Below are 25,721 nucleotides of genomic sequence, written 5' to 3' on the forward strand. Positions count from 1 at the left end.
GACATGAGCGCCGGATCTTCGCTTCCCTACCGGCTGAGGCCCAACAAGGCCGTCGACCGGGAATTGTTCCTCTCGCTGCTGATGCGGCTCGCTCCGGCATTGTCGCTGGAGAAGTACCACTATGTGGGTCTCGGCGGCCCCTTTCTCGAAGACTTCAGATTGGTCCATGCCCGGCTCGGCCTCGAACGGATGACCTGCGTCGAGACCGAGGGAGAAGTCCACAAGCGCCAACTCTTCAATCGACCCGTTGCGTCGATCGAATGTGTCCACAAAACGCTCGAAGATTATCTGGATGGGCTCGATTTCGAGGTGCCCGCAATCGTGTGGTTCGACTACACCGAGCCGAAGGGCATCACCGCGCAGATCGAACGCTTCGCGCGGACGATAGGCACGGTTCCGCTCGGGAGCGTGCTTCGCGTGACGCTCAACGCAAATCCGGCCTCACTCGGAAAACCTGATGCCAGCGAGCTTTCCGTCGAAATCGACGGTGAGGCGTCTGGCGATCGGGCCGCGAAGCCGACGATCCAGGAATGGCGGCTGGCCCGCTTCAAGGAACGCCTCGGCGCACTTTTTCCGAGCGGGATGACCGCTGAGGGGATGAGCTTCAAGACCTACGGCCCGAGCCTTCTCCGTGCGCTGAAACTCGCGGTGGAGAAGGAAACGCTCAGCTTTCGCGATCGGCGCGTCGTGTGGGCGTTCGGCACACACTATGCCGACGGGCAGGCCATGGTGACGGCCGCGCTCGTGGTGTGCGCCGCTGGCGATACGTCAGTGGAAGAGCTCGTGCAGGGATGGGAGTTCTACTCGACGCCAGATGCGCCGCATCGTCTCGACCTGCCCGCCCTTTCGACGCTGGAGCGATTGACGATGGAGTCGAACGACGACGCCAGAACGAAGATGTCCTTCGAACTTCCCAAGTCTGACATGGGCGAGGATCCCTTCGCGGTCTTCAAGAAGTTCTACCGCATCTACCCGCACTTCTCTCGCGTCGAGCTGTAGAGATTTATTTGAGGACGACGCATGACCTCGATCGTTGATCCAGACTCCCAAGGTTGGCTTGCCAAGGAACTGGCTTGGCTCGGTCCTTTCGTAGCTCAACTCAATGGGGAGCGTTCGGCCTTTTCGGCGCTCGATGAAGGGCACTGGATCGTCGCGGCCGGAGCCGACGGCAATTTGATGCGTGCCGGTCGGATTCTACGGCTGCGCTCCGATCTCACGAGCACGACGATCTATTTCGACCGCATGCACACCTTCGGCGCGTCGGGCTCGGTGTCCGACGTCGGGCTGACGTTGCCTTCCGGTCCCATCGGACGGCTCCGCCCCGAGGACCTGACGAGTATCTTCGCTCTAGATGGTATTTCCGCGGCTGACGTGCCGCTCTCCCAAAACGTCACCTACGTGCGCGATCTGCTCGAATTAGCGGTCCGCGACGATCTTCTTGGTCCTGCCGGTGGCCCGCACGAGCTGATCAAGGACATGAGTGTCCGCGACCGCTATCTGGTCGGGAAGCTCGCGCCGCGGCGGCCAGGTGACGGCGAGACGGCTCCAGTCGAGCCAGCGGCGGCCGCAGACGAGGTCGGAGACATCGAGGATGAGCGAGCGGCGCCCATTCACGAGCCCGGCGCCGAATTCGCGAGTGCTTCCGGCCGCGTGGAGCCAGAGGACGACGCCCTCGACGAGATCGACACCACGAACAATCAATCGCTCGTGCCGTCCAGCCTGGGGTTCACCTTTTGTGTCGCGCCAGGCGCAGAGTCGCTCGCCGTCGGCGTTCGGTGGGGACACTACGAGCGTGTCCCCGGCGACGAGCATGAAGTCGTCAAAACCCGGAAGAACCGAGCGACCGGCAAGGAGGAAGAGACCAAGGTCAAGGTGTGGCGGCGCATCCCGTGCGGTGGTGTCGTGCCCCTGCTTCTGAACGACGGGCCGATAAGGCCCTCGACACCCGACCGGGACCAGCCTGACGTCAGGCTGCAAGGCACCGTCCGGACGAACGACCAGGGGGAACGCCTCGTCACCTTGTTCCTGGTGAACGGCCAGTTGGAGCCCGACGACAACAAGGACCGCGCCTGGCTGTTCCAGCCCGAGATTTCCGTGACCGCGCCAGAAGGCGCTGGAGACAAGGCGATCTTCAGGCGACGCCCTTCCAATGAGATCGTCGTCGACGATCCGGAACGCGATCGCCTGGCCCTGATCTATCGCAATCGGCTGGAATTCGCCGTCGGCCACGGCGTGTCGGTCCACGCCGACACGATGCCGGAAGATTCCGGGAAGGCTTGGCGGGTCTGCACGGAGATCATTCCGCGCTACGAGATCGCCGTGACGGAGACGCCGGGCCTCGACCCCGGCGACCGCCCGGCGATGCGCCGGATGGTCGATGAAGGTTGGCTCGACATGAGCCGCCTCGCGGAATTAGAGCCGCAGGCGCTGCGTGATGCCTTGTCATGCCTGGTCGACGACTACGCCATCTGGATCAAGGAGCAACGTGCGCGGCTGAAAAGCGAGATCACCGGCTTCGACCAGCCGGGGCGAGATGTGATAGCCCGCTGCGAGGAAACCCTGCGCCGTCTCCGCGAAGGGATGAACACCCTCTTTTCCGACAGCGCGACGCTGACGGCATTTCGTTTCGCCAACAAGTCCATGGCGCTGCAGCGCGTGCGGAGCCTCTATGCTCTCAAGCGCCGGAGGGGTGAGGCCGCCGATGTCGCGCAGCTCGACATCTCCAGGAACAGATCCTGGCGCCCCTTCCAGTTGGCTTTCCTGTTGTTGTCGGTGCCGTCGCTCGCCGACCCAGCGCATCCCGACCGAACGAAGCCCGTCGAGGCCTTCGCCGACCTGCTGTGGTTTCCGACGGGTGGCGGTAAGACCGAGGCCTATCTAGGCGTGGCCGCGTTCGCCATGGCGATGCGTCGGTTGAAAAACGACCTTGGCGGGCTGGACGCTTCGCGCGGCCTCGCCGTGATCATGCGATACACCCTGCGCCTACTGACATTGCAACAGTTCCAGCGCGCAACCGCCCTGTTATGCGCGATGGAAGTGATCCGGCGCGCAGATGAGAAGGTGTGGGGCAAGGAACCGTTCTCGTTGGGACTATGGGTCGGCAATCGGGTGACACCGGGCCGGACCGAGGACGCTCACCAAGCGATCGAAGCACTGCGCAACGGCGATCGCAATCGAGCCGGTATCGCATCGCCGGCGCAATTGACGAGCTGCCCTTGGTGCGGCTCGGAGATCTCTGCGGGCCGTGACATCGAGGTGGATAGGGTCCTGGGCCGGACCCTCATCCATTGCGGTGATAAGCTCGGCACTTGCGAATTCTCGCGAGCCGGTTCCAGCGGGCGCTCTCACCCCGGCTTGCCCGTGAAGGTGGTCGACGAGGAGATCTACCATCGTCCACCTACGATGATGATCGCAACCGTCGACAAGTTCGCCATGATGGCTTGGCGGCCAGAGGTCCGAACCCTCTTCGGCAGGGTCGATGAAGAATGCGAGCGCCACGGATTGCTGTGGCCGGGGCACGATTGCGGCACCGGGCATCGCGCGCGGGGCGCTCATCCCGCAGCGAAGGTGAAGCCGGTGCGCGCCGCCCTGCGGCCACCCGATCTCATCATCCAGGACGAATTCCACCTCATCAGCGGTCCGCTCGGCACCATGGTCGGCCTCTACGAGAGCGCCGTCGACGAACTGAGCACTTGGCCCCTCGGTGACAGGAAGGTTCGGCCGAAGGTCGTGGCATCCACCGCCACCATCCGGCGCGCCGAGGACCAAGTGCGCAATGTGTTCATGCGGCGTATTTCGGTCTTCCCGCCTTCTGGCCTCGACGTCGAGGACAACTTCTTTTCGGTCCAGCGACCCATCGAAGAGAAATCGGGTCGCCGCTACATGGGCGTATGCGCGCCCGGCAGCTCTCGCCCTGCGGTGCTGATTAGGACGTACACGGCCTTCCTCACGGCAGCGCAAGCTCTGTTCGACCGCTTCGGTCCGGTCGCCGACCCGTACATGACGCTGGTCGGCTATTTCAATTCACTGCGAGAGTTGGGCGGAATGAAGCGCCTCGCCGAAGACGACGTCCAGACGCGATCCTTCCGCGTGAGTATGAGCCTCGTCGATCGACCGGGTCTGTCACAACGACGGGTCGATGACGTGCGCGAGTTGACGTCGCGTGTTTCGAGTCACGACATCCCACGTTATCTCGATCAGCTCGAAATCCCCTTCGAGGGGACCTTCGATCCGGTGACGGCCAAATGGGTTTCGAGAAGGAATCCGGGAGACCCACGTCCGATCGACGTCGTTTTGGCCACCAATATGTTGTCGGTGGGTGTCGACGTGAACCGCCTGGGCGTCATGGTCGTCAACGGTCAGCCCAAGGGCACGGCGGAATACATTCAGGCGACCAGTCGTGTCGGTCGAACCTTTCCCGGCCTCGTTGCCACCGTACTGACTTGGGCGCGCCCGCGTGATCTCTCCCATTACGAGACCTTCGAACATTATCACGCGACCTTCTATCAGCATGTCGAGGCCCAGTCGGTCACTCCCTTCTCGCCTCGGGCGCTGGATCGCGGTCTGACCGGGGCGATGCTGTCGATCATGCGCCACTCCTACGATCCGTTTGCTCCGAACACGGGCGCTGGCGCCATGACCAGCCCCAGCCGTCCAGAGATGCTGGAGACGATACGGGCGGTGGCGGACCGAAGCTGGGAGGTCACCGAGGATTCTGGCAAGAAGGTCCTGACAGAACAGGAGCTGAAACACCGTGCCGACGATTGGGCCAACGAGGCCGGCGTCGGCGGTCGTACGCTCGTCTATCAAAAATATGGAGCGGGTCCCACCGCCTATCCGCTGTTAGAGGCGCCAGGCGTCAAGCCATGGACGGATTGGACCGTTCCGATGTCGATGCGTGAGGTCGAACCTGGTGTGAGACTGGTGATGGAAGACGCCCGCTCGACGAATGATCCACCCTGGCGAGCACGGACGACGCAGACGGACGGGGGCGACGCATGAGCAAAACCCTAGTCGGCGAAATCCGGCCCAGCCAGCTTCTCTGGACCTATGGTCCCGGCGCACTGATCGACCTGCCCAACCTCTCGGTGGTCACCATGGGGATCGACCGTTGGGAAAAGGATCGGTGCCAGCCCATACAGGAGGCGCGCCTGCTGGCGAACGTCCGAAGCGTTCTGGGACCTCAAGTAGAATCGTTGCGGATGCCGCCGATCGGCGAGCGCGACGTCGTCGATCCATTCTCTCCTGTGGCTCTGATCGGTGTTCCGGTGAAGCCGTTCCCCAGATGGCTGCGCTGCGTGAAATGCGGGCTACTGTCGCCGTTCGATGCCGGCTTGTTCAAGCTCAAGGAAAACCGGTATCGCCCCGAGTTGACCCGCTTCGTCCATGAGGGTTGTCGGGGCTCGAACAACGATCAGCGAGCCCGTGACGCCGACGCCGTGCCAGCCCGCTTCCTGATGGCTTGCCGCGCCGGACATCTGGACGATTTCCCCTGGCACTGGTTCGTTCACGGAGGCCCGTCCGATTGCCGCGGGACGCTCCGGTTTTTCGAGAGCGGCGCTTCACTTCAAACCGAGAACCTCTGGGTCAAATGCGATGCCTGCGGCGCATCGAAGAACATGGCCCAGGGCTTCGGTCAGGCTGGCAGGGACAATTTGCCCGCATGTCGCGGGAGGCATCCGCATATCGATCGCTTCGACGAAGATTGTCCCGAAGATCCGCGAGCGATTCTACTCGGTGCGACCAATGGCTGGTTCCCGGTCACATTGTCGGTTCTCGCCATCCCGCAGACCGGCAGCCCGCTGGCGCAACTCGTCGGGGACGGCTGGACCTTCTTCGAGGAAGTTTCGTCGGTCGAAGAGGTTGGTTTCGTCGTCAAGACGCTCAAGAAGACGGCGCAGTTGCCCGGCATCGAGCAGTTCGCGAACGACCAGATATGGAGTGCCATAAAAGCCCACCGGAACGGGGCGACCGACGTCGGACAAAGTGACCTCAAGGGTCCGGAGTGGAATGTCCTGACCGCCGAGAATCCGCCGACCGACTATCCACATTTCATGAGCAAGAAGGTCGGAGTTCCACCAGGTTTCGAAGCAGCCATCATGCGTGTGCTGCTCTTGGAAAGGCTGCGCGAGGTAAACGCCTTGCTGGGATTTACACGGGTCGAATCTCCTGACGAAGGATCGGGCGACACCGCAGCACCTCGTGCGCCACTCGGGCGTTCGGCTCCCGATTGGATACCGGCAACCCAGGTTCACGGCGAGGGAATTTTCATCCGCTTCGATACCGATGCTCTGAAGTCGTGGGCGAACAAGGAGGCGGTCCAATCGCTGGACGCTCGTTTGCGCACTGGCCATCGGGGTTGGCGCCTTAAGCGCAATCTGGATCCGAACGAGGGCTATCCCGGCGTGCGCTATGTGATGCTACACACGCTTGCACACATGCTGATCAGAGAATTGGCGCTCGAGTGCGGATACAACGCAGCGAGCATTCGCGAGCGGATCTACGCCGAAGTCGACGACGACGAGGATCAAGCCGGTTTCCTCATCTACACCGCGGCTGCCGACTCCGATGGAACGCTCGGTGGATTGGTCGAATTGGGCAAACCCGAGAATCTCGGGCGGTTACTCCGCCAAGCGCTGGACAGAGCGCATGTCTGCGCGTCCGATCCTTTGTGTTCCGAGCACGACCCCAGCAAGGATCAGTCGTTGCACGGGGCGGCCTGTCATGCCTGCTCTTTCGTATCGGAAACCTCATGTGAGCGAGGCAACCGCCATCTGGACCGGGCTTTGGTGATTCCGACGCTGGAGAACCCCGACGCGGCTTTTTTTGGGGACTCCTGATGGGACCGCTCTTGAACGCGGTCACCCAACTCGTGGCCTTGTTGTCACCATCGAAGATCGAAGCAATCGCTTTTCGTCTCCGAGGCGCTACGTCGAATGATCGAGATAGAAGCCTGCATCAAATAGTCGGAACACCGGCCGCCCGCGCAGCTTTGGATTCACTCACCGCTACCTGGGGACAATCCGGATTACCAGGCGATGTCGTGGCTGGAATCTTGATGGGCGCGGCTCACGCTCGATTGCAGTCACAACGCGACAGCAGTGTCGAACTCGTTTGGACCGGGCCCACGACGCCATACGTACCCACGCGACGTACCGAACAAGTGCTCCTGGATCTGATTCAGCGCGCTAAGTCGGAACTCTTCATCGTCAGCTTCGTCGCCTACGATGTGCCATCGGTCATCACCGCGATCAATTCGGCAATCGACCGTGGTGTCGAAACCCGAATTCTCGTCGAGGCGTCGTTGACGCAGGGCGGCAGCTTGCTCGTCGATCCGGTGGCGACGATGAGGAGTTGTGTTCCCTCGGCTCTTTTATATGCCTGGACGGACCGGCCACATCCATTCACCAATGGTCGCGTTCATGCAAAAGTTGCGGTGGCTGACGACAGCACTGCATTTGTGACGAGTGCGAACCTCACTGGCCATGCGCTCGAAAAGAATATGGAAGCGGGAGTCTTGGTCACTGGCGGTCATGTCCCGGCCAGTTTGCAATCGCATCTCCGGGCGCTCATTGAGACCAAGGTCATTCGTCGGGTCTAATTGGATAATTTGGAACAGCATTCAATGCTGTGCAGCCCTGCTACATAAGGTTTTCGCCTCTCGTCAGGCGTTTACAGGGAGGATCAACCTTCGCCACTGCGGGGTGGATGCATCTTCGCCCGCAGATTTGTGAATCGGCACAGGGGTCAGATCACTGCAGGTGCCCGGAGTAACGCCATAAAGACAATCGAAAAAAGCCGATCGGAGTGGGGTCACGATCAGCGCCTGATCGACCATCGGTGACGGATCGGTCGGCTCTATTCCAACTTTCGCACGATAACTTGTCCGCCTGGCGGAAGAGCGCTTCGCCCTTTGCCCTGACTTCGTCGGCCTGCCGGGCGAGTACTGTCGTCATGGCGCGCGCTTTCCCGAGCGCGCGCCAAATGCATAATTGCATATCTCCGCCACGAGCTTTTTTCTGCCATCCAATCCTACAACCCACCTGAAAATAAGACGCCCAGAACGAACCCGCCTCGGTGTAGGCGCTGTAGAGGGTTCGAACCCCAGAGCGGGCGGATTTTTTCCGCGACGCAGCTCCATCGACTACCTGCGGAGGGCTGATGAATTTGGAAGTAGACACGAAATTGACGCCGAAACTCGCTGCTTCGGCGGCCGAATTGGTGGGATTTTTGGAGGACGGTTTTTGAGGTATCGCGTTTGCGAATTGGGATGGGGTGCCAGGGCAGGATCGCCCTGCTGAGAGATATTTGGAAAGGATGTCGTACTGGCTTCAAAGCCGCTGAACAAACTCACCCAGTGAAGTCCGCTCAATCAGTCATTGGTCTGGGCCTGTTTCGTTGCTCTCCAATTGTGTCTTCACCTCAGAAAAGAACTCTATTGCTCCCTCGATGAAGCCGCGAACTGCATCCTCCGTGGGGCCTCTGCCGCCCTCGGCTGCGGGCTTCATCTTCCATCCGACGAACCGGTAGATCGCACGGCGCCACAATAGTAGCGGTCCGATACCGCCGAAGCATCCAAATAGAGAGTTCGCTGGATCATCCAGACAAGAAATCAGAACTTCAAGCGATTTGCCCTTGAGAGGAGCCATACTGGCCAATCGTTCAAGCTCAGCATAACTGGCTCTGTTCATGGCCCAGAACCGACCATTTTGCCGGCAGCCCTCTGAGCTTTCCCTATCAGCTCGTAGTCTTTCTACCGCAACTGCGCTGCGCCTTTCATCATCGTAAATTCTCGTCACTAGACTGCTCCAGCCGGGGACCTCCAAGCGTTTCTCAAAGCATCATAGCTATTGGGGCTTAAGAGCCGGTCAATTGGATTTGGTACAGTCAGGTGGTACATCGGGATGAGCTGCTCGGCTAAGCCTCTGATATCGCTAAGGGCAGGAATTCGGGAAACTTCTCCCACTCTCTCCGCCATCTTTCAGGACAACGGACCGTCACACTGAAGGTCAAGTTCGCGGACTTCGAGATTATCTCGCGCAGCCAGTCGTTTTCGAATCCCGTCAGCAGCCGACCTGAACTCGAGCTTGTCGCGACTGGACTGCTTCAGAAAATTAATACCTCTGCCGAAGGCCGTCCGTTTGTTGGGTGTGTCGCTTTCGGCTTTACAGAAGGAAGAGATCGAAATCTCGCAGATATCCCTGCCACTGTGAGCCCGTGCGCCGGCCGCGCCGTAAGGAACCGCATCTCGCGGCTCTGTTGATATGTTCAGCTAATGGAGAGCTATCGGTAAGCGCTCAACCGCTGCCCCATTGATGTGGGCTTGACGTTTTGCGGAATCTCCAGGGCATGAGGTCTTCGATTTTGCTTTGAGGATGGCCGGCGATGATTGCCTCGAGTGTTTCGGCGATGTAGGCGACGGGGTTGACGTCGTTGAGCTTGCAGGTGGCTACGATCGACGCCAGCAAAGCCCAATTCTCGGCTCCAACTTCATGACCAGCAAATAGCGCATTTTTTCTGGTCAGGCACACCGGCCGGATGGCGTTTTCGACCGGATTGGTGTCGAGCTCGAGACGTCCGTCTTCGAGGAAGCGGGTCAGCCCCGGCCAATGATTGAGCGCGTAGCGGATGTCCTGGGCGAGTGTCGAGCTGCTGGAGATCATCGACAGCTGTTTCTCGAACCACGGCTTCAAAGCAGCAACGACAGGCCGCGAATGCTCCTTGCGCGCGGCCAGTCGGATGATCGCCGAACTTGGAGACGATCACTTGCGCAATGGCCGCTTCGGTCGGCAGTCCGCCAGGCACGACATGCTCCGGCGCGTGCGCCTGAACGACCGCGCCCGAGCAGCGGCGGCAAGCATATTTTGGACGACGCGTGACCAGCACGCGCCATTGCGCCGGGATCACGTCGAGACGCTCGCTGACGTCTTCGCCGATCTTCGTCATCGCGCCGCAGCCGCAGGGACACAGCGTGCTCGCAGGCTCGATGATCCGCTCCACCCGCGGCAAATGCGCAGGCAGGCAGCCCCGATTGCGATGACGGGCTTGATCTGATGCGCCGCGCGATCGGCCCTGGATAATCGCCGCCGCGTTCTCCTGCGCCGCGTCCAGGACGCCTTGCGCGATCTCGACGTCTTCGAGCGGCAAATGATATTGATCAGGCCGCAGCTTCTCGGACTTCGCGCCGAACTTCTCGCGGCGAAGTTCTCCGAGGATAACCTCCAGCCGGCGCCGCGCCTCTTCCGACGTTGCCAGCGCCGCCTGATGCTCGCCCAACGTCGCTTGCGTTTGCGCCAAAAGCGCCTTCAGGCGTTCGTTCTCGTCGCGCAGCGCCGCGGTGTTCATGCGCTATTTCCAGCACATCGCCGCCGTTCTCGCCATGCGCAAAGAGCGTCCCGAGTCACTCTGCCGCAGTTATCCCGCCGCTTGCGGACGCCGTGCTTCCTCCGGACGGACCAGCCTCCAGTCCAAACCTTCGAACAAGGCCGCAAACATCGCCGGCGATACCCGCATCACGCCATCCGCAATCGTCGGCCACACGAACTTGCAGCCTTCGAGCCGCTTGTGCACCAACACCAGGCCCGTGCGATCCCAGACCAAAATCTTGATCCGATCCGCTCGCCTCGATCGGAACACGAACGCCGCGCCGCAGAACGGGTCGAGACCAAGCATCTCCTGCACCTTCGCCGCAAGCCCATCGTGACCACAGCGGAAGTCGACAGGCCGCGTCGCGATGTAAATCTTCAACTCCGCGCCAGCAGCGATCATCGTGACGTCCGCACCGCGCGGATCACCTGTGATAGTTGCTTCTCGCCGATCGCCGCGTCCGTCCGCACGACGATGTCACCGATCGCAATCTCAATCTTGACCATCGGAACGTGACGCTCGTCTAACGGCTCTTCCACAACCAGCGGTGCGAAGCTTGTCGTCGGAGAGTCGCACGACGGCAAGCCGCCTCTCTGTCGAAAGCGTCGGCGCCAGTCGTAAATCTGCCAGCGCGTCGCACCATGCTTGCGCGCCACCTCCGCTACCTGAGCGCCAGGCAATAAACTCTCGGCAACGATCCGAGCACGCTCAGATTCCGAACGTACGCGCCGCCCCGTCGGTCCCTCAAGCACTTCAAGCCGGCTGACTATTCCAGTCGATGAGCCGTCCAAATGGACGTCCTTTTTGCCGTCCAACACCATCCAAAACCTCCGTCACAACCGGAGGATTCTTCGCATGTTCGATGCTAACCCGATACAAGGGGATCAACTGAGCGCTTACAGCTATCGTGGCTTCGAGCGCTGGAATGCTGATACCTCGGCAGCCCGGCCGCGGACTGGAGTTCCTGCTGGTTCATCCGGGCAGACCTACCTCCCAAGCCCATAAGGGTTAAACGGAAGGACGCTGACACAAGACGTCAAAAGGGCTCGCACTTGGATGCGATTTGACAGCCAGCAGGACGACCGCGGGATCCCAATGATTTCCGATGGTCCGCTTATCTATGCCGGTGATCGCCCGACCGTCTCAATCGTCTGTCAACGGCGGAGTAAAATCTATGCCTCGAGATATCGAGTAATCGTATGCGCCGGCCTTTCCAAAGTTGGCCTCGAGAAATGCCAACTCCTGGTTTCGCAGATCGAGACCTGTGAAAATTCCAGGTGCTTGCCTTTTCGCGTTGGTCGCCGGTCCGATGCCATGGAATTTGCTTCGACAAAGCCAGGTCCCATCTCCGGTGTGATCACGTATTGGCCGTTTGGATTCCGGTAGACGCCAGCTTCGCGCTGTTCGACCGAGGCGTAGAACGCGCTAGATCCGCGCGGAAAACCTGTCGTACGCAGTAATTCTTCGCAGCGGAAGCTCGATGTCGCGCTGATAAACATTGCTTTGCTGGAACGCGGGTTCTTGCTCTTTTGCAACGTCCTCGACGTCTGTTATTCGGCCTGCAATATTGACCCCCTGAGCCGGGGGATCGGCGTCCAAAATTGACCCCCGATAGGTTGGTCTGTTGCGCTGCCTGCTTTGGAACGAAGCAGGTGGTTGGGGATGCTGATCGTGGAGACGATTGCGCGGATACGCCGCGAGCACTTCATCAAGGGCAAGACGATCAAGGAGATCGCACGCGACCTGAAGGTGTCGCGGAACACGGTCCGCAAGGTGTTGCGGTCTGGGGAGACCTCATTCGAGTACGAACGTGCGGTGCAGCCGCGGCCGAAGCTGGGGCGATGGGCCGCTGATCTCGACGGATTGCTGGCGTCGAACGCGGCGAAGTCCGCTCGCGAACAGCTGACGCTGATCCGGGTCTTCGAAGAGCTTCGCGGGCGCGGCTATGACGGCGGCTACGATGCTGTGCGACGTTACGCCAGACGGTGGAGCCAGGAGCGCGGACAATCGACGGCGGCGGCCTATGTCCCGCTGAGCTTTGCACCGGGAGAAGCCTACCAGTTCGACTGGAGCCATGAGGTTGTCCTGCTGCATGGCGTGACGGTGATCGTGAAGGTCGCTCATGTCCGGCTCTGTCACAGCCGGATGCTGTTCGCTCGCGCCTATCCACGCGAGACGCAGGAGATGGTGTTCGACGCCCACGACCGGGCCTTCGCTCTGTTCAAGGGCACCTGCGGCCGCGGCATCTACGACAATATGAAGACCGCGGTGGAGACGATCTTCGTCGGCAAAGGGCGTCTCTACAATCGCCGCTTCATGCAGATGTGCAGCCATTACCTGGTCGATCCGGTCGCCTGCACGCCGGCCTCGGGCTGGGAGAAGGGCCAGGTTGAGAACCAGGTTGGGCTGGTCCGGGAGCGCTTCTTCACGCCGCGGCTGCGGTTCAAAACCCTCGACGAGTTGAACGCCTGGCTGCTGGATAAGTGCATCGCCTACGCCAAGGTGCACCGTCATCCGGAACTGACCGAACAGACGATCTGGGAAGTGTTCGAAGCCGAGCGGCCGAAGCTCGTTCCCTATGCCGGCCGGTTCGATGGATTCCATGCCGTGCCGGCATCCGTCTCGAAGACCTGCCTGGTGCGCTTCGACAACAACAAATACTCGGTTACGGCCAACGCCGTCGGGCGGCCCGTCGAAGTGCAAGCTTATGCCGACCGCATCGTGATCCGCCAGGACGGACGCATCGTCGCCGAGCATCCGCGTTCCTTCGGCCGCGGCGAGACGACCTACGATCCCTGGCATTATGTGCCGGTGCTGGCTCGCAAACCCGGCGCGTTGCGCAACGGCGCCCCGTTCAAGGACTGGGTGCTGCCGGCCGCGATCGAGCGTGTGCGGCGCAAGCTCGCCGGTGCCGACGATGGCAATCGGCAGATGGTCGACATCCTCAACGCGGTGCTGACCGACGGACTGCCGGCAGTCGAGGCCGCCTGTGCCGAGGCGATCGCCCACAGTGTCCATTCCGCCGATGTCGTTCTCAACATCCTCGCCCGCCAGCGTGAGCCGGCGCCACCAGCCAACATCCTCACCCCGGCGGCGCTGACCTTGCGCCATGCGCCGATCGCTGACTGTGCCCGTTACGACAACCTCAGGAGACCGGTCTGATGGAACGCACTCAACTCTTCGACCTCATGAGCGAACTCAAGCTCTATGGCATGAAGGCCGCCTTCGACGAGATCATGGCGACCGCCGTCAAGCGCCAGCACGAACCGCAACGCATTGTCGGCGACCTGCTCAATGCCGAGATCAACGAGAAGCAGGCGCGTTCGATCAAATACCAGCTCACTATCGCCAAGCTGCCGCTCGCCAAGGATCTCGATGGCTTCCAGTTCGAGGGCACCCCTATCAACCAGACGCTGGTCAATGATCTCGCCGGCGGTGGCTTCATCGCCCAGCAACGCAATGCCGTTCTGGTCGGCGGTACAGGCACCGGCAAGACCCATCTGGCTATCGCCATCGCCCGAAGCTGCATTCGATCCGGTGCCCGCGGGCGCTTCTACAACGTCGTCGACCTCGTCAATCGTCTCGAGATCGAGACCCGCAACGGACGGCAGGGTCGTATCGCCGAGCATCTGACCCGAATGGACTTCATCGTCCTCGACGAACTCGGCTACCTGCCATTTGCCCAATCCGGCGGACAACTTCTGTTCCATCTCGTCAGCCGGCTCTACGAGCGCACTTCCATCGTCGTCACCACCAATCTCGCCTTCGGCGAATGGCCCAGCGTGTTCGGCGACGCCAAGATGACCACCGCGCTGCTCGATCGTCTGACCCACCACTGCGACATCGTCGAAACCGGCAACGACAGCTGGCGCTTCAAAAGCCGCGACGATGATCAAACAACCCGCGCTCGGTCCGTCTCCGCAATCCCGGCCAGCTCCGACGGACCGAGCGCTACCGCTAAATCTCGTCGATCAAAGGGGGCAAATTTGGACGCCGATACGGGGTCAAACTTCGGCGCCGATTGACAGTCGCGGGCGACGACCAGTGGCAGGCGGGCATCGACCAGGTCCTTGAACTCGGAGTGGAAATTGTTGAGCTTGGTCGCCTTGTCCTTGGCCATCACGACAAGGCCGGACGCGTGCGGCGCGTCGCTCCGGCTGCCCTCGTTCTCGTCGCGTGAGGTCTGTTCGCTCGTGGGCGTCGGCAGCCCATCGGAAGGATCGTACTGCTCCAGCATCTCGATCGTGACGATGAGGAAGATGCTGCGGTCGAGATCCGCAAAATCTCCGCGTGCCGCGCGCCACCAGACCATCAGCCGGCCAAGCGTGTCGGCCCGTGTCGTTCGCGCCGTCGGCCAGTCCCAGCGATGCTCGATGGCGTAGGCGAGCTGCGGCAGCACGATCTCGAAGGTTTGCGGGACGGCTGGGTCGGCAGCGAGCATCAGTGCCGCGAGTGCCTCCTCGCCGCGGCCTGCGGCGAAGAGCAGGCCAGCAAAGGTGCGGTTGGCTTGTTTGCAGCGATCCTTCTCGCCCGACCAGAAATCGGCAGCAAGATCGCCGCGTGGGATACCCGGGATCTCAGCAATACGTGACCAGAACAGGTGCGCGGCCGGCGGCCATCCGCCCTGCCACAAGAGTTCGACAGGCAAAGGGATGGATGAGGGTTCTGTTGCCGCTGAATTGGCCATGATCAATTCCTCAGTGCGAATGCGTGACCGCTAAAAGATGATGGCAGGTGAGAGATATTAGGTGGCACCCTTTCGCAATTTCGGGCAGTGGCCAACATCGCCGACCATCACAGAAACTATGAACCCTACTTGGTGGGCCTAGGGCTCCTGTTGCAGTGCGTTGCTTCTATCGCCCTTCTCAGACACTGCCGATCTCCGGGACCAGTTGCTTTCCTAGCCGATAGAACTGCGACCAGGTTCGAGCCCACCGCTTCTGTGGGTCGATTAGCACCAGCTCCGATGTGTGGATGTGCGGGTGAGCTCCAAGCAGGGGATGATGAGAGATCGCCCCAACCAGACACGGGGCCGGCAAGAACCCGAACGACCATCTGTCGAGGACTGGACAGGCTTGCAGATCTTGCTCGGAAGGCTGACTGTCCTGGCTCAAGCTACGCAGGTCGCAGGTTAGTTTTTCCAATTCGCGGCAAAGAGGGCTGATGTTATGAAGCGTAGTCATTGTCGCCATTGCAGTCTCCGAGGATTCGGGCGAGCCAAAGTTTGCGCTGTGCAAGCTCGGAGGAATGCTTCACGGCGGCGCTTTCCGGCTCCGCTCTTGAGAAGGCCTCGATCGCGAACGAAGGAGTGCGCGCCGCCGCGGTTGAGGTGGGAGCGTCGCAGCTTTGTAAATTAGCCAGCTGTCGGAAAGAATTTTGCAGCGCGGATCGATGTCGGTCCGAAGCTTGAGCATGGAGGCCATCAGGAGCGCAGCGGTCACGTCTCCTTCGAGCGCACAGCACAGGACCGCGGTCATTGCGAGATCGACTGTGACCAGCGTATTGCCTTTGCGCCTTTGAGCGCGAAGAGCTACGCCGATCGTGATCGCCGCATCGCCCGCCGCCCCGAGGAACCAGTGCGGCTCACCGATGATGGCGGACCTCGTGAGAAAGTGCCGCGCGATACGAACATCGGCTTCCTTGCATTGGTCGGCAGGCCGCGTCCGCCACCAGCTTAGGGGGTGCTGCACCGGGATCGTAACCGGGACATTTGCCTGTGCGCATGCAAAGAAGTCCGACTGGCTGGCGGGCGACTGAGACGGCGGTGACGGACGTTTCGAAGGATTGGCTGAAACTTTGCGGCACATCGAAGGGTACTCCTGTTCATGTGATAAATCATATGATCAGACGCGGCCGAGATGAGCGCCCGCCCTTCGGGGGCATCTCGTTCGAACTCAATTTTCGAAAGCCGTGAACGTCGCGCGAATGTGCCTTTTCCCCGGCAAAGGTGGCGCGACTGATTTCCGACGGCGAATGTGCTGTGAAGGACTCGCGGTCGGCAGCTTAATCCTTTTCAAGGATTCGTTGGTATGCTCGACCGAGCAGTCACTTCCCGCATTGCACTCGAAGCTTCGGGAATGAGCGCCGAAGCCAGAGTTAGGATGTGCTTAACGATAACACGAGCGGTCGCAGTTGTCCTGTGCAAGATCACGGTATGGTTAACGAGCCCCCTGTTTCTCCGGCCCAGGTCCGCGCGGCGCGCGCGTGGCTCCGCTGGAGCCAGGAGTATCTTTCTACGAGATCGGGTGTCTCCCAGCGCTCAATTGCACGTTATGAGTTGGAGCGCTCCGTGCCGTATGCCGCGACGCTCGCCAGCATCCGCAATGCATTCGAGGCAGCGGGCGTCCGATTCCAATTCCAAGGGATGATCTCCAAGGGAATTTCCGTGCTGTAGATTTCCGGTCAGAAGAGCCAAAATTTCTCGATCGCAAGCTGCCTATGCGGAAGTTCGGTCGAATAATATCTACTTCGGAGTGCGAGTGCCGAACAAATCAACAAGCCGCACGTCCAGACATTCCGCAATCGCCTCGAGCGTTTGAAGCGTGGGGTTGGACCGGCCGTTTTCGATCAGACTGACAGCCATCTGCTCGATTCTCAGTTTGGCCGCCAATTCGTCCTGGGTCCAGCCCTTGAGCTTGCGCAGACGGCGGACATTACGAGCCAGCTCCTTCGCAACTTGCGAATTCTGCACGGGAAATCGTCGATCGAATCCTGACCGCACCATGAACGGCACGGTCAAATGACGGGCTTAGTTTAGTCCATATGATACATCATATATTACGCGACATGCCCGCGGAGATGCGCACTGGGATTGTGCGGCACGCTCCCCGCCTGCCGCGCCCGGCAGTGTTCGGCCAGCGTGGCGTTGAGGTCGTCGAAGCTCGCCGCCAGCGGGATCGGCGTCAGGAAGTTCGAGCGGGCATACCTCACCAATCCCTCGACCTTGCCCTTGTCGTTCCCCCTTGCCGGGGCGGCCAAAGCGATCCCGGAACAGGTAGTGGCTCACCAGCTCGGTGAATGCCCGCTCGCGCTTGCCGTCGCCGCAGATCTTGGCCACCGCGATCTTGAGATTGTCGTAGAGGATCGACCGCGGCACGCCGCGGAAGAAGGCGAAGGCCGAGACATGGCCGTCCAGGAAGGCTTCCGTGGTCTCGGCCGGATATTGCCGCGCCAATGCCTGGCCGCTCTTCGTGGCTTCCGTGCGTTCTGACAACGCCCCGCTTCGTGATACCGGCCGTTGTTCTTTTCGTAGTGGGTGAAATAGTGGAGCGACAGTGTCGTTCTGCTATTGGCGCAGAAGCCCGCACCGACAGCCTATGTCATGGAGTGGCCCATGCGCTCAACGCTCGTCACCGCCGGTGACAACCCTGCACTTGTCTTTGCGCTCCCGCGGATCTTGTGTTTCGGCCGCAAGTCGCGAAATTTCCGCCGTTCCTTGTCGTAGGCCGCGAGCAGAGCCTTGACCCAAATCGTCATACCTTCCGCTTTGAGGCCAATCCGTTGACTGCGGTTATAATGCTGTTCGGTCACGGACGCCATGCGTTCGCGATCGTCGACACGATCATGATCTGTCTTGTGGCCGAGTATCGCAGTAGCGGCTCCGCCTAAGCGTCTGTCGTCTAGGAACGTCGTCAACGTCCTGCGCGCGTCGTGGAGCGTCCATGGCTCGATGCCATATATTTCGAAGAGGTTCGGCCTCTCCTTCTTAGGCTGAGGTTGAGGACCGGGTTTGCCCTTGCGTACCGGCTTCTGCCTTATGGTGTGATCGTAGACGCGGCCTTGCAGGCGGTACATCAAGAGATTCAGCGCAGCCTGCGTTATGTGTTTTGTGGGGTCACGCCCCGTGAACATCCATTCGGACTTTCCGCCTGACTCGGCGTGATAGCGGTTGAGGATTTCTAGCGCTTCGGGTGGCAGAGGAAGCGAGTGAGGACGTCCGCCGTCGCGACCACCTTTCATCTCCTCCTCGGTCCAGTTTGCGACCTTCCATCCCTTTAGCTTCCGCTCGGCTTTCAGCGGATCGAAGAGGCGATCGAGTTTCAACTGGAGGAATCCGCCAGTTCTCTGGGCAGTCAGAGCTACACCCCACAGGGCACCGATCGTCCCGGCATACGTTTCATGCTCGCCGTCAGCTAGGCACCGAAATTTCTCGGCAATCACGATCGTCCGTGCGATCTCCTCGATCGCCGGCGCGTGCGTCCGCTTCTTTGTCTTGTACTCGAACGACCATCTAGTCCACCACTCGACCTGGGTCTCCTCCAATCCCGCAGCGGTGGCGTGATATTTCCACGCCCAACTCAACATTCGCTTCGACTGCGTGAGCGCGCGATGGGCCGCCGAAGGTGCATGATTGAGATGGATGTTGTCTCTCAACATTTCGAGGTCACGAAGCTTAACCTCGCTCACCAGCATTCCATTGATCCGCGAGAATTCTGGCAGCGTCAGATAGTGTTCGTACTGCTTGCGGTATTTCGCCTTCAGTTTGGGCTTCTGATATTCTAGAAACTGGTTCGTCAACGACTTCCAGGTCCAAGTAATTCCGGTGTCGCCAATGCGCTTCCGGTAAGCCAGCAAAGAGGTTTCGTCGGCCAACTCGCCCGCCCATTCCGCATGCCCTAAGCGGTCCTTGTGCTTGGAGGTGGTCTCGAGCCTCACTAGCGTATCGACGAATTCCCTCAGATTACGTTTTCTCTTAGCCGCGAGGTTCGTCTGCTGTGCGAAGTAACGCGCAGCATCGAGATTGATCTCCGAGGCTGATCCAAGTCGCAGCGTCACTTCGCGCCGGCGCACATACCAGATGGCTTTGCCGGGCGTGATACGAAGGGTTAGACCGACCGTCTTCCGGTCCCGCCATTCAGCGACTTTGCCGATGATCCATCTGCTGCTGCTGTACGAAATCGCGCTCTGCACGTCATTATCAATTAGCGACTTGACCTCACGCTCATAAGTAGGCGATTTTGGCATCCGGTACTCCGTACAACAGTCATACAAAGCAGCATCTCAAAGGTCTCATATATGAGAACTTTTCGAAAGCTGAAGGAACTCAGAATATTAAGCTATTTCAATGTGTTGCGCGAGCGTTAAGTGGTCAGTCTTCGTACGGGAATTTCGCTTCCCAAGCTGCATACGAGGGTTCGATTCCCTTCGCCCGCTCCATTATCGCCGCGTGAGGCGAACCAGGAGGCTCTTGACCGGGATGGCCGCGCCGCATGACAGCAGCCGTGACGGACTCCTCAAGACCGGTGCCGCGGGCGTCGGAACAGGCATTCTGACGCCGCTGGTCCAGCCGCTGATCGACCACATCAATGGTTCGCCGGGCGACTTGCGAATAGCGCTAGTGGCGGTGCCGTTCGCGATTCTTGTCCTCGTTCTGATCCAGATCGACTCGGACAATCCGCGGTGGGCAGCGCTGGCCGGAGCCGTGGTGACGATGATCGCCTTCGTCTGGGCGGTGAGCGCGGCGATCTGGATCGACGGACAGATTTCCGCTTCCGAAAGCGCCGTGAGAAACGTTCTGTCCGGTTTGGCCGGGGGTTTCGTCGGCTCCGGTATCCTGGCGCTCGGCGTCAGCCTGCTGCCCGCCAGCCCCCGCGATCCGCTGGCGTGGCTGCCGATGCTGGTAACCGGCACCAGCGCCGGCGCGCTGCTCGCGCTGGACAACGCGCTCAACCTCGATCTGGTGTCGACGCTCTATCCAGTCTGGCAGGCCGGCGTCGCCATTTGCCTGGCGATGGCGCTGCGGCGCACGCAACCCGCCTGACCGTGCAGCCGGTGGTTCGGCTCAGCAATCCGGGACCATCGCCCGGACCGAGAGACCTGCCATAAAGCTGTTACGGCGCGATGGTCAGTCTGGCCTTCATGTTGGGATGGAAGCGGCAGTAGTAGTCGATCGTTCCCGCCTTTTTCAGAACGAGCTTGACGGTCTTGTTCGGCGGCAGCGTCACATCCCAGTCGCCGTTTCGGGCCGTCGCGGTATGCGCGAAGATGTCCTTGTTGACCCATTCGATGGTGTCGCCAACTTTCGCGGCCGCCGCGGCTGGCGCGATCTCGAGATCCTGCATCGTGATTTGAACCGTCGCCGCACGAGCCGGGACGGACATTCCCAAAACTGCGATCCCCAAAACTGCGATTCTCAAGGCTGCAATTCTCGAGGCCGCAACGATCGGGATATATCCGCCCGGATTCATGCAACGTTCCTTACTTCAGCTCGGCCGCGACGTGTTCGGCATGCTGCTCGTGGCCCTCGAAGATCTTGAGCCCCGTCTGCAGCAGGCTCTTCAACTCGTCATTGCTGGCCGACGGAATGAGCAGGGTTTCAAGCGCGCTGTCGACCGCCTTGTGATAGGCGACCTCGTTGTCGACGTAGGCCTTGTCGAACGCGGCGCCCTTCAGTGCCGACAGCTCCTTAAGCTTGGCAGCAGCGTTCTTGGACAGCGTGCGGCTGGTGTCGTTGTCTTCGGGAGTGACCTTCAGCTTCTTGACCAGCGCGAGCGCCTTCTTGTTCACCGCCTCATGATCGCGCACCATATCGGCGGCGAAAGCCTTCACTTCCTTATTCTTGGATTTCTCCAGCGCCTGCTTCGCCGCGGTAACATCGATGACGCCGGCGGTGTAGGCGATATGCGCGATCTGCGGATCGGTGGGTTTCGCGCCCTGCGCGAGGGCACCGCTGCTCAGTAGCGCTGCAGCGGCGATCGCCGTGCTCAGTCGAACAAGCATTCTTGATACTCCTGTGACGCCGCGACTGGAATCGCCGGGCATTTGTTGAGGCACACAGGATTAGATGCGGCCAGGCGGAACAAGTTCCCAATTATTTGGTCAGACCAAGCCGGCCGAGAACCGCGTCGGTCAGGCGCGCGCAACGTTTCCCGGCGAAGGGAAATGCCTCCATCACGACCGGGCCGATCTTTTTCTCGACGTTCTCGCGCAACATCGCGCGGGCGCGATGAAGCCGTGTCTTCACGGTTTCCGGCTTGAGATCAAGGATCTCAGCGGTTTCCTCTACGTCCATTCCCTCGATTACGCGGGTGATGAAGACGATGCGGAACGCCTCCGGCAGTTCGTCAACCGCCTGCTCGACGATATGCTGCATTTCGCGCTGGGCCATGGTTTTTTCCGGATCATCGGAGGTGGCGGACACGGGAAACTGGATGATCTGGGCGTTCAGCACACCCGGCTCCAGCGTGGTCCAGTCGACGGTCGGGCGCTGCCGCCGCAGCCGGCCAAGCGCCTCATTCATGGCGATGCGCGCTAGCCAGGTTGCGAGACGGGCGTCGCCACGAAAACTTTCGAGATGCGTGAAGGCGCGCACGTAGGTTTCCTGCACGACGTCCTCGGCCTCGCTGTCGTTGCGCAGGATGCCGCGGGCGATCCGGTAGAGCTTGCGATTGTTCGCCTGCATGATGGCGCGGATGGCGCCTTCGTCACGCTCGCGGGCGCGGCGAACCAGTTCTAGGTCATCGGCGCCGGGGCCGACGACCAGCCGGGACTGAACCTGTTGCATGCGCCTCGCTCCGATCTCAGGATACTCTACCTTCAGAGAGATGGATGCGGCAAAGTCGGTCAGGTTCCCAAGTCTACGCAAGTTAACCATAAATCCGCTGCTCCGGCGGATGACCAGCCAGCGCGTATTCCGCAAAGTGGATACCGTTTTGCGATCAGAATGCACGCCGTTATCGATTGGGAGCATTTTCTTTACGCGAACCGGATTTCACTTAGCCGGAAGATGCTCCCGGAGTGCAGCGCGTCGGCAACACTGGATTTGAATCTGATTAGAGAGATCGCAGTCGTCTGGACAAAACACCGATCTCACTGGAGGCTGCACACTTGGGAATCGCACAAAGGTTCCTGCAGATTCGGGATCAACGCCGGGGCAGACAATGAGGGTCGTGACAGGATTGCTCGCAGCGGTTCTTGTGCTGGGACATGTTGCTGCAAGTCACGCCGTGGTCCGGATCGGTGAGGATCGGGGCGGCCGAATCGGAACCTATGTCGATAGATTTCAGGACCTTCGGAACTCCGGCCAGTCCGTCATCATCGACGGACTATGCGCATCGGCCTGCACCATCGTTCTCGGCGCGGTTCCACACGACAGGATCTGCGTGACATCCCATGCCGCACTCGGATTTCACGCCGCCTGGGATATCGGATCCGACGGCCGGGCCGTGACCAATCCTGAAGCGACCCACATGCTGTATCTGATGTACCCTTCCGCAGTCCGGCGCTGGATCCAACAGCGCGGCGGTTTGACCCGGCGCATGATCTTCCTGCGCGGACGCCAGCTCGCTGATATGTACCGTCCATGCTACCTTAACGCGCAGGCATCATCGGCGCACTAACCCTCGGCAACGTGGCCCATTCATCACAACGTGATCGCAGGCGGTTGCGCTTGCCTTGAGGGCGCGACTGGCCTTATCTGAAACCTCACCGGGGTCGGCAGGCGGTGCGCCCGTCGACGGCCGACGAATTGATCCTTCACGGGAATTGCGAAAATCATGCAGCGCCCGGCGCAACTGGCGGCTTCGCAACGGGGGATCGCCTCCACGATCGTAACAGGCAGCGCAGCCGCTGCTGTGGCGCTGCTGCTCGGAACGCTGGCACTCTGGGCGCACTACGGAACCGCGGTGTTCTTCGAGATGCTTGCCTCCGGCATCGCCGCCTGCTTCTAGGGACATCTGATGACAAATCGAGCTACCCGCCCGCTAATTGTGTTTGCGGCTTTCGCCGGCAGCCTGGCAATTGGTCTCACGGCGGTGCTGTGGCTCGGCGGCGGCCTGACTGGCGGCGGCTTGGTCGGCAAGTCCGCGCCGGCGTCGATCGGCGGTCCGTTCCAACTGACCGACCAGACCGGCCAGACCGTCACCGAAAAGGATCTGGTGGGCCGTCCGACGATCATCTTCTTCGGCTATACCCATTGTCCCGACGTCTGCCCGACCTCGCTGTTCGAAATGTCGGAGGTGCTGCGGGCGATGGGCAAGGATGCCGACCGCATCAATGCCTATTTCGTTACGGTCGATCCGGAGCGCGACACCCAGGCCGCGATGAAGGAGTATCTTTCAAGCTTCGATCCGCACCTGAAAGGCTTGACCGGCGATGCGGCTGCGGTCGGGAAGATCGTGTCCGGATATCGGGTCTTCGCCAAAAAGAGTCCGCTGAAGGATGGCGGTTATTCAATGGATCATACGGCGCTGATCTATCTGATGGATCGCGACGGCCACTTCGTCTCGCCGTTCAATCTCAGCCGTTCGCCCGAAGCGGCAGCCGCCGACCTGAAGCGCTATCTGTAACGCCGCCGCCGTTCGGTGGCCATGGCGCGGGGGGTCTGCGAGGTAGCGTTTGACCGAGTTCGCGGGGACAGGCCGTGCTCGGTCTTCTCCCATCGGTAGGGTTCGGTCAGCAGTTGATACAGTGCGCGCCACGCCGCGATCGAAAGACAGGCCCAATAGACCGGCGTCAGTGCCAGGATCCAGCCCTGCCGCAATTGCCCGCGCCGCGCGAGGCCCATCAGACCGACCACAATCGTTGAGACGAACCCGGCGACGATTGTGGTCAGGTACAGCGGCGTGACCGGGCTCGCGGCGAATTCCTCTGTCACTCCGCCGGAACGCGCCAGCAGTTCGACCGCCATATTGACTGCGAGAATCGGAAAGGTCAGCGCCGTCAGCACGTTGCCTCCGACGACGGCGTTCAGCGTAAAAAAACCCTTCGCGCCCGCATCCCTCCACAGCCGCCAGGGCCGGCGCATGTGCACGCTCCAAGTCTGCATCCAACCCTTCATCCAGCGCGAACGCTGGCGTAACCATCCACCGAAACGCGCCGGCGCCTCCTCGAAGGTTGTCGACGCGAAGGTGGTCGACCGGTAGCCGAAGCGCGCCAGCCGGAATCCGAGGTCGGCGTCCTCAGTGACATTGTAGGCATCCCAGCCGCCGACCTCGCGAAGGACCGCGGTGCGGAAGTGGTTCGACGATCCGCCGAGCGGCAGCGGCACGCCGAATGACGCGAGCCCCGGAAGGAAGACGTCGAACTGACCGGCATATTCAGCCGCGAACATGCGCGAGAGCCAGCTGTCCGACTGATTTTCGATGCAGAGGCTGGCCTGGGCGCAGGCCACGTCATTGCCCTGAATGCGAAATGCGTCGAGCGCGGCGCGGAGTTGACCCGGATCGGGATGGTCTTCGGCGTCGAACACGGCGGTGAAGCTGCCGCGCACGAACGGCAGCGCGCAATTCAGCGCCTTCGGCTTGGTGCGCGGCCCTTCCGCCGGGGCGAGCAGGATCTGGACATGCGGCATCGGGCCGAGCCTTGCAAGGGCGGCGCGGGTTTCGAGATCGTCGAGCTCGATCACGATGATGACGTCGAGCTTTTCACGCGGGTAGTCGAGGGCGCCGATGGCCTGCATCAGCGGTGCGACCGATGCCGCCTCGCGGTACAGCGCCGCGATCACGGTATAGACCGGCAAACGGCCGTCAGGGATGCGCGGCAGTCGCACATTGGGGCGGGGTGGCCTCAAGCTGGCCGCGAGCCGCAGGCCGATGAATGCAAGAAACCATACCGCCAGCACGCTGCTCCAGATATCCAGGGCGGAGGTTGGCATCAGCGTCACTATGCCGGCGAGGGCGCCGGTCTGCGCGAGGCGCCGCACTGCCCGCATCCCGGCGGGGACACCATCGGCAATTGGCGCGGCGGAGAGGGCCGGGAATCGTCGGCCGAGCGCATCCGCGGCGGACCGGCCGAGCGCGTCGCCTGCCTCCTGCCGCAGCAGGAACTGATTGAGGTCTCGCGTCGATATCAGACAGATCCGATCGCATAATGATGGATATGCGGCGACCAGGCGGCAGAGCCGTCGCGCGCCGAACCCGCGCGGTGCGACGGCCCAGATCAACTGCCCATGCCGGCGCAGCGGAAGCAGCCCATGTTGCGCGGCGCGGGACAGATGACGATCAGACAAAAGGCAATCGCCGCGGGAAGCGTCTGCGAATGTCTCGATCGCAAGACCGGTGTGAAAGGAAAGTGCTTGCAGGTAGGCGTCTTCATCGATGACACCCGATCGGATCAGCGCCTGATCCGCTCCAACTCCCACCTCGCGGCCGCGCGCCTCGGCCGCGCTCAGCAAGGCTGGGGCGAGAACGTGCCGCAGGCAATCCAGCTCGCTCGGGGGACCCGACTCCGGGTCACACAGCCAGTTGTCATTGCTCGATTGCGGGATGTGAATGACGCCGACGGGCGACTGCGGGAGCGGCGACTCCGCAGGCACGGCGCGGCCGGACGCGGCGGCCCAGCCGCCATCCTCGACACGATCCCGCCTGCCCAAGTAACGCCCCCAAGCCACAAACGATACTCGCGTCTCGCTCCGGATG

22 protein-coding genes and 6 pseudogenes are annotated in these 25,721 nt (G+C 61.1%); 12 read left to right on the plus strand and 16 right to left on the minus strand.

All coding sequences use genetic code 11. The features are described 5' to 3' along the window. The first annotated feature begins 3 nt into the window (after window positions 1-3). The 4 genes from ACSZOQ_RS17330 to drmC are packed head-to-tail and all read left to right on the plus strand — an operon-like array spanning window position 4 to window position 7,600. Window positions 4-999, plus strand: coding sequence for an O-methyltransferase (locus ACSZOQ_RS17330; protein WP_439923646.1), 996 nt, complete (start codon window positions 4-6; stop codon window positions 997-999). A 21-nt stretch (window positions 1,000-1,020) separates the two neighbouring features. Further along, window positions 1,021-5,001 (plus strand): DISARM system helicase DrmA, encoded by a 3,981-nt coding sequence (drmA, locus tag ACSZOQ_RS17335; RefSeq protein ID WP_439923647.1) that lies wholly within the window; start codon window positions 1,021-1,023, stop codon window positions 4,999-5,001. Further along, entirely contained in the window at window positions 4,998-6,839 is a 1,842-nt protein-coding gene (gene drmB, locus ACSZOQ_RS17340; protein WP_439923648.1) for a DrmB family protein, read from the plus strand. Before drmA ends, drmB begins: the two co-directional genes overlap by 4 nt. Then, window positions 6,839-7,600 (plus strand): DISARM system phospholipase D-like protein DrmC, encoded by a 762-nt coding sequence (drmC, locus tag ACSZOQ_RS17345; protein ID WP_439923649.1) that lies wholly within the window; start codon window positions 6,839-6,841, stop codon window positions 7,598-7,600. The genes drmB and drmC overlap by 1 nt, the downstream gene beginning before the upstream one ends. A gap of 775 nt (window positions 7,601-8,375) precedes the next feature. Here the strand turns inward: drmC and ACSZOQ_RS17350 are convergent. Then, entirely contained in the window at window positions 8,376-8,690 is a 315-nt protein-coding gene (locus tag ACSZOQ_RS17350) for a hypothetical protein (protein WP_439923650.1), read from the minus strand. A gap of 299 nt (window positions 8,691-8,989) precedes the next feature. Between ACSZOQ_RS17350 and ACSZOQ_RS17355 the strand changes: the two are divergent. After that, window positions 8,990-9,212 (plus strand): annotated as a pseudogene (locus ACSZOQ_RS17355) (DinB/UmuC family translesion DNA polymerase); the annotation flags it as partial. Window positions 9,213-9,296: 84 nt separating this feature from the next. On the opposite strand, the gene ACSZOQ_RS17360 reads toward ACSZOQ_RS17355, so the two are convergent. From ACSZOQ_RS17360 to ACSZOQ_RS17385, 6 genes and pseudogenes are all read right to left on the minus strand, one after another. Then, window positions 9,297-9,467, minus strand: coding sequence for a transposase domain-containing protein (locus ACSZOQ_RS17360; RefSeq protein ID WP_439926119.1), 171 nt, complete (start codon window positions 9,465-9,467; stop codon window positions 9,297-9,299). A gap of 69 nt (window positions 9,468-9,536) precedes the next feature. After that, window positions 9,537-9,692 (minus strand): annotated as a pseudogene (locus ACSZOQ_RS17365) (IS66 family transposase); the annotation flags it as partial. Between the two features lie 160 nt (window positions 9,693-9,852). Further along, window positions 9,853-10,344: pseudogene (locus ACSZOQ_RS17370) on the minus strand (IS66 family transposase zinc-finger binding domain-containing protein); the annotation flags it as partial. A gap of 69 nt (window positions 10,345-10,413) precedes the next feature. Further along, on the minus strand, window positions 10,414-10,767 hold the full coding sequence (gene tnpB / locus ACSZOQ_RS17375; RefSeq protein WP_439923186.1) for an IS66 family insertion sequence element accessory protein TnpB: 354 nt from the start codon (window positions 10,765-10,767) through the stop codon (window positions 10,414-10,416). Next, window positions 10,764-11,186 carry a transposase gene (locus ACSZOQ_RS17380; RefSeq protein ID WP_439923187.1) on the minus strand — a complete coding sequence of 141 codons (423 nt, stop codon included), beginning with the start codon at window positions 11,184-11,186 and terminating at the stop codon, window positions 10,764-10,766. The genes tnpB and ACSZOQ_RS17380 overlap by 4 nt, the downstream gene beginning before the upstream one ends. 340 nt (window positions 11,187-11,526) lie before the next feature. Next, a pseudogene (locus tag ACSZOQ_RS17385) lies at window positions 11,527-11,750 on the minus strand (DNA polymerase IV); the annotation flags it as partial. A 277-nt stretch (window positions 11,751-12,027) separates the two neighbouring features. On the opposite strand from ACSZOQ_RS17385, the pseudogene istA reads away from it, so the two are divergent. Both istA and istB read left to right on the plus strand, forming a co-directional pair. Then, a pseudogene (istA, locus tag ACSZOQ_RS17390) lies at window positions 12,028-13,518 on the plus strand (IS21 family transposase); the annotation flags it as partial. Between the two features lie 8 nt (window positions 13,519-13,526). Then, complete coding sequence (gene istB, locus ACSZOQ_RS17395; RefSeq protein ID WP_439922720.1) at window positions 13,527-14,390, plus strand: IS21-like element helper ATPase IstB; 864 nt, start codon at window positions 13,527-13,529, stop codon at window positions 14,388-14,390. Between the two features lie 840 nt (window positions 14,391-15,230). Here istB and ACSZOQ_RS17400 read toward each other — a convergent pair. Then, window positions 15,231-15,557 carry a DUF6634 family protein gene (locus ACSZOQ_RS17400; RefSeq protein WP_439923651.1) on the minus strand — a complete coding sequence of 109 codons (327 nt, stop codon included), beginning with the start codon at window positions 15,555-15,557 and terminating at the stop codon, window positions 15,231-15,233. Window positions 15,558-15,617: 60 nt separating this feature from the next. Beyond that, complete coding sequence (locus ACSZOQ_RS17405) at window positions 15,618-16,172, minus strand: hypothetical protein (protein WP_439923652.1); 555 nt, start codon at window positions 16,170-16,172, stop codon at window positions 15,618-15,620. A 347-nt stretch (window positions 16,173-16,519) separates the two neighbouring features. On the opposite strand from ACSZOQ_RS17405, the gene ACSZOQ_RS17410 reads away from it, so the two are divergent. Further along, entirely contained in the window at window positions 16,520-16,759 is a 240-nt protein-coding gene (locus ACSZOQ_RS17410) for a helix-turn-helix domain-containing protein (RefSeq protein WP_439923653.1), read from the plus strand. 69 nt (window positions 16,760-16,828) lie between these two features. On the opposite strand, the gene ACSZOQ_RS17415 is transcribed toward ACSZOQ_RS17410, so the two are convergent. From ACSZOQ_RS17415 to ACSZOQ_RS17425, 3 genes and pseudogenes are all read right to left on the minus strand, one after another. Further along, entirely contained in the window at window positions 16,829-17,056 is a 228-nt protein-coding gene (locus ACSZOQ_RS17415) for a helix-turn-helix domain-containing protein (RefSeq protein WP_439923654.1), read from the minus strand. A 137-nt stretch (window positions 17,057-17,193) separates the two neighbouring features. Continuing rightward, window positions 17,194-17,527: pseudogene (locus tag ACSZOQ_RS17420) on the minus strand (IS21 family transposase); the annotation flags it as partial. Between the two features lie 152 nt (window positions 17,528-17,679). Beyond that, window positions 17,680-19,329, minus strand: a complete 1,650-nt coding sequence (locus ACSZOQ_RS17425; RefSeq protein WP_439923655.1) for a hypothetical protein — start codon at window positions 19,327-19,329, stop codon at window positions 17,680-17,682. A 232-nt stretch (window positions 19,330-19,561) separates the two neighbouring features. On the opposite strand from ACSZOQ_RS17425, the gene ACSZOQ_RS17430 reads away from it, so the two are divergent. Next, a complete protein-coding gene (locus ACSZOQ_RS17430; RefSeq protein WP_439923656.1) occupies window positions 19,562-20,125 on the plus strand; it encodes a hypothetical protein in 564 nt (187 codons plus the stop codon). 70 nt (window positions 20,126-20,195) lie between these two features. Here ACSZOQ_RS17430 and ACSZOQ_RS17435 read toward each other — a convergent pair whose 3' ends face one another. From ACSZOQ_RS17435 to ACSZOQ_RS17445, 3 genes are all read right to left on the minus strand, one after another. Beyond that, complete coding sequence (locus ACSZOQ_RS17435; protein ID WP_439923657.1) at window positions 20,196-20,465, minus strand: cupredoxin domain-containing protein; 270 nt, start codon at window positions 20,463-20,465, stop codon at window positions 20,196-20,198. Window positions 20,466-20,562: 97 nt separating this feature from the next. Then, window positions 20,563-21,084 (minus strand): DUF4142 domain-containing protein, encoded by a 522-nt coding sequence (locus tag ACSZOQ_RS17440; protein WP_439923658.1) that lies wholly within the window; start codon window positions 21,082-21,084, stop codon window positions 20,563-20,565. 91 nt (window positions 21,085-21,175) lie between these two features. Further along, the gene (locus ACSZOQ_RS17445; RefSeq protein ID WP_439923659.1) at window positions 21,176-21,868 is read right to left on the minus strand and encodes an RNA polymerase sigma factor; all 693 of its coding nucleotides are present in this window, start codon (window positions 21,866-21,868) and stop codon (window positions 21,176-21,178) included. 376 nt (window positions 21,869-22,244) lie between these two features. Between ACSZOQ_RS17445 and ACSZOQ_RS17450 the strand changes: the two genes are divergently transcribed. From ACSZOQ_RS17450 to ACSZOQ_RS17460, 3 genes are all read left to right on the plus strand, one after another. Beyond that, the gene (locus tag ACSZOQ_RS17450; RefSeq protein WP_439923660.1) at window positions 22,245-22,703 is read left to right on the plus strand and encodes a hypothetical protein; all 459 of its coding nucleotides are present in this window, start codon (window positions 22,245-22,247) and stop codon (window positions 22,701-22,703) included. Window positions 22,704-22,859: 156 nt separating this feature from the next. Continuing rightward, on the plus strand, window positions 22,860-23,033 hold the full coding sequence (locus ACSZOQ_RS17455) for a hypothetical protein (protein WP_439923661.1): 174 nt from the start codon (window positions 22,860-22,862) through the stop codon (window positions 23,031-23,033). A 9-nt stretch (window positions 23,034-23,042) separates the two neighbouring features. Beyond that, window positions 23,043-23,651 carry an SCO family protein gene (locus tag ACSZOQ_RS17460; protein ID WP_439923662.1) on the plus strand — a complete coding sequence of 203 codons (609 nt, stop codon included), beginning with the start codon at window positions 23,043-23,045 and terminating at the stop codon, window positions 23,649-23,651. Here the strand turns inward: ACSZOQ_RS17460 and ACSZOQ_RS17465 are convergent. Beyond that, complete coding sequence (locus tag ACSZOQ_RS17465) at window positions 23,642-25,675, minus strand: glycosyltransferase family 2 protein (protein ID WP_439923663.1); 2,034 nt, start codon at window positions 25,673-25,675, stop codon at window positions 23,642-23,644. The two genes, ACSZOQ_RS17460 and ACSZOQ_RS17465, sit on opposite strands and share 10 nt — an antisense overlap. Between the last annotated feature and the right edge of the window lie 46 nt (window positions 25,676-25,721).

The sequence above is a fragment of the Nitrobacter sp. JJSN genome (assembly GCF_051912485.1).
Classification (GTDB): domain Bacteria; phylum Pseudomonadota; class Alphaproteobacteria; order Rhizobiales; family Xanthobacteraceae; genus Nitrobacter.